3 protein-coding genes are annotated in these 2931 nt (G+C 73.1%); 1 reads left to right on the top strand and 2 read right to left on the bottom strand.

The genetic code is table 11. From position 1 onward, the window contains the following. Positions 1-914 (top strand): helix-turn-helix domain-containing protein (locus tag Q0D57_RS19335; protein ID WP_291047057.1); only part of this gene is annotated, 914 nt, incomplete at its 5' end. A gap of 106 nt (positions 915-1020) precedes the next feature. Here the strand turns inward: Q0D57_RS19335 and Q0D57_RS19330 are convergent. After that, positions 1021-1614, bottom strand: coding sequence for an isochorismatase family protein (locus Q0D57_RS19330; RefSeq protein WP_291047056.1), 594 nt, complete (start codon positions 1612-1614; stop codon positions 1021-1023). A 9-nt stretch (positions 1615-1623) separates the two neighbouring features. Next, positions 1624-2931 (bottom strand): D-alanyl-D-alanine carboxypeptidase (locus Q0D57_RS19325; protein ID WP_291047054.1); only part of this gene is annotated, 1308 nt, incomplete at its 5' end.

Below are 2931 nucleotides of genomic sequence, written 5' to 3'. Positions count from 1 at the left end.
CGTCCGGTGCCGGCGCCGGGCCGCGGTCGCGCGCCGACTTCGCGGCCGGCGGGAGATCGGGCACGGCCCAGACCCTCGGGGCGCCCGGCCGCACTCACGGGGTGATCGCGTGGGCCAGGGCCGATCCGTTCGACGCGGGCGACGAGGCGGTCGCGACGGTGCTCACGGCCCTCGCCGACGTGTCGCTCGAGCACGCGGAGGATCTGCGGATCAGCCACCGCACGATCATGGAGCAGCTGTTCCAGCTGCTGCGCGACGGCGGCGTGGAGACCGTGCGGCGCGCGGCCGGCGCCATCCGGATCGTGCTGCCCGGCGAGCCGTTCCAGGTGCTCGCCATCCCGCTGCCGTCGGTCACCCCGGCGCTGCACGACAGCCTCGAGCGGAGGGCGGCGCGTCCGCGCACCGGCTACTTCACGGTCACCACGGGCGAGCATCTCGTGCTGCTCGTCGACCAGGGGCGGGTGCGGGGCGAGCGCGCGTTCCTCGAGGCGCACGCGGCCACGGCGGGGGTCTCGGATCCGGCGGGCTGGGACGAGCTGAACGTGGCACTCACGCAGGCTGTCCGGGCGGCCGAGGGGGCGCCGGCGGGGCGCGTCGCCGACTTCTCCCAGCTCGTGAACCAGAGCTTCTTCGGACTGCTCGCGACGGGATCGGTGGCCGATGTGGCGCGCGCCAGACTCGCGCCGCTCCTGCGCTCGGCCGAGGGCCGGGAGTCACTGCGCTTCGCCGAGGTGTGGCTGCGGCACAACGGACGATGGGATCCGGCCGCCCGCGAACTGGGCCTCCACCGGCACAGCCTGAGGCTGCGCATCGACGCCCTCGCCGACCGCCTCGGCGTGCCCCTCGACACGTTCCAGGGCCGCGCCGAGCTCTGGGCGCTCCTCGCGGCCCTCGAGCTCGCCCGCCCCTCCTGAAGACGCCCCTCTCCCGCGAGTGGTCACTTTGTGCGCGTCACCAGAGGTTTTCGCGCCGAAACCGCCCACTCGTGGGAAGTCGGAGGTCGGAGGTCGGAGGGCGTGGTCAGCGGTCGACGAGGTCCGAGGTCACGAGGTCGGCGCCCGCATGGGCGAGCTCGGCGATGGCGGCGCGCGACGCATCCGGGGACACGCCCGCCACGAGGTCGGTGATGATCCGCACCCGGCGGCCGTGCTCGAGGGCGTCGAGAGCCGAGGCGCGCACGCAGTAGTCGGTGGCGAGGCCGGCGATGTCGACATCCGTGACGCCGTTCGCGTCGAGCAGCTCGTGCACGGTGCCGCCCTCCTCGGTGGTGCCTTCGTAGATGGAGTAGGCGGGCTCGCCCTGCCCCTTCCGCACGTGGTGGTCGATGGCACGCGTGGTGAGCTCGTCGTGGTACTCGGCGCCGTAGGTGCCCGCGACGCAGTGCACGGGCCACGTGGTCACGAAGTCGGGCGCCTCGGTGGTGGCGAAGTGGCCGCCGTTGTCGTTCTCGGGATCGTGCCAGTCGCGGGAGGCGATGACGAACTCATAGGTGTCGGGATGCGTGGCGAGCAGCCGCGAGATCCCCTCCGCCACGGCCGTGCCGCCGGTGACGCCGAGGGCGCCGCCCTCGATGAAGTCGTTCTGGACGTCGATGATGAACAGAGCCTTCGCCATGCCCCCAGTCTAGAGATTGGAGAGGTTGTTCCCGCACTCGTAGACGCCGGTCGTGAGCTCGTCGAGCGCCGCCCGGGCGCTGTCGCTGACGTCGTCGAGGGCGAAGAACGCGAACGTGAGCACGCTGCCGTCGCCGGCGCTGACGATGCCGGAGAGCGTGTAGCCGGTGTCGATCCAGCCGGTCTTGGCGATGACGCTGCCGGCGGCGGGCGAGCCGCCGAACCGCCCCGCCAGGGTGCCGCTCTGGCCGGCGACGGGCAGTCCCGCCGCGATCACACCGAGGTTGCCCTCATGCGCGTTGATCTTGATGAACAGGCGGCTGAGGAAGTCGGTGGGCACGCCGTTGTCGTCGCTGAGGCCTGACCCGTCGGCGATCACGAGCGCACTCGTGTCGAGCCCGTAGGTGGCGAGCGCCTGCGGAATCGCGGTCTGCAGCGCCGCGAAGTCGTTGCCCACGCCGAGCTGCACGGCCACGAGGCGGGCGAGCATCTCGGCCTCGGTGTTGTCCGAGCGGAGCAGGGCCTCCTGCACCATGGTCGACACGGGCGCCGAGAGCACCTGGCCGAGCTGGGGCGAACCGGTGGGTGCGAGGCCCTCCGCGAGTGCCGCATCCGATGCCCCCAGCGCGAGCGCGAAAGCCTGGCCCGCGCGCAGCACGGCGTTGTCGCTGCGGGCCGAGACGTTGGCCCCCGGCTCGGCACGGTCGCCGTCGACCTGGAGGCCCGTGACCTCGGAGGAGTAGCCGTCGACCTGCTCCTTGCGCAGCCACGACGGCTGCCAGCGGTCGCCGGAGAACACGCTCGCGTCGAGCACGATCGAGGTGATCGGCGTACCGGCGGTGCTCGGATCGGCGTCCCAGGCAGCGTTCGTCTGGGCGGCGAGGTCCTGCATGCTCGCCGCGCCCTCGTAGACGTTGGAGCCGTTGCTCGCGAGCGTGATGTCGCCGCCTCCGACGAGCACCACTTGGCCGGGCTCCGCGCCCTTGACGACGGTCGTGGGCACGCGGTGGTCAGGGCCGAGCACCGCCAGAGCCGCCGCGCTCGAGAGCACCTTCATGACGCTCGCGGTGCGGGCCGGGGTCGAACCGGCGCGATCGAAAAGGAGCTCACCGGTGGCGGCGTTGCGCACACTGCCGTGGAAGGTGCCGAGGCGGGGGTCGGCGGCGAGGCCGGCCACCGAGCAGGTGCGGAGGGCTGCGGGGGCCGCGGCGGCCTGCGGCACCGGGCGGGGCTCGAGGGTGGGGGTCGGCGTGGGGGTCTGCGTCGGCGTGGCGGATGCCGTCTCGGTGACCGCGACGATCGGCGCGCTCTGCGGGTC

It is taken from the genome of Herbiconiux sp. (assembly GCF_023264895.1).
Classification (GTDB): Bacteria; Actinomycetota; Actinomycetes; order Actinomycetales; family Microbacteriaceae; genus Herbiconiux.
Note: the sequence above shows the minus strand (reverse complement) of the source record. Positions and strands in the feature narration are given on the sequence as shown.

What these genes read in the sequence shown, in the direction of transcription:
- Q0D57_RS19330 (WP_291047056.1), bottom strand. Translation starts at nt 1,614, where the DNA reads ATGGCGAAGGCTCTGTTCATCATCGACGTCCAGAACGACTTCATCGAG.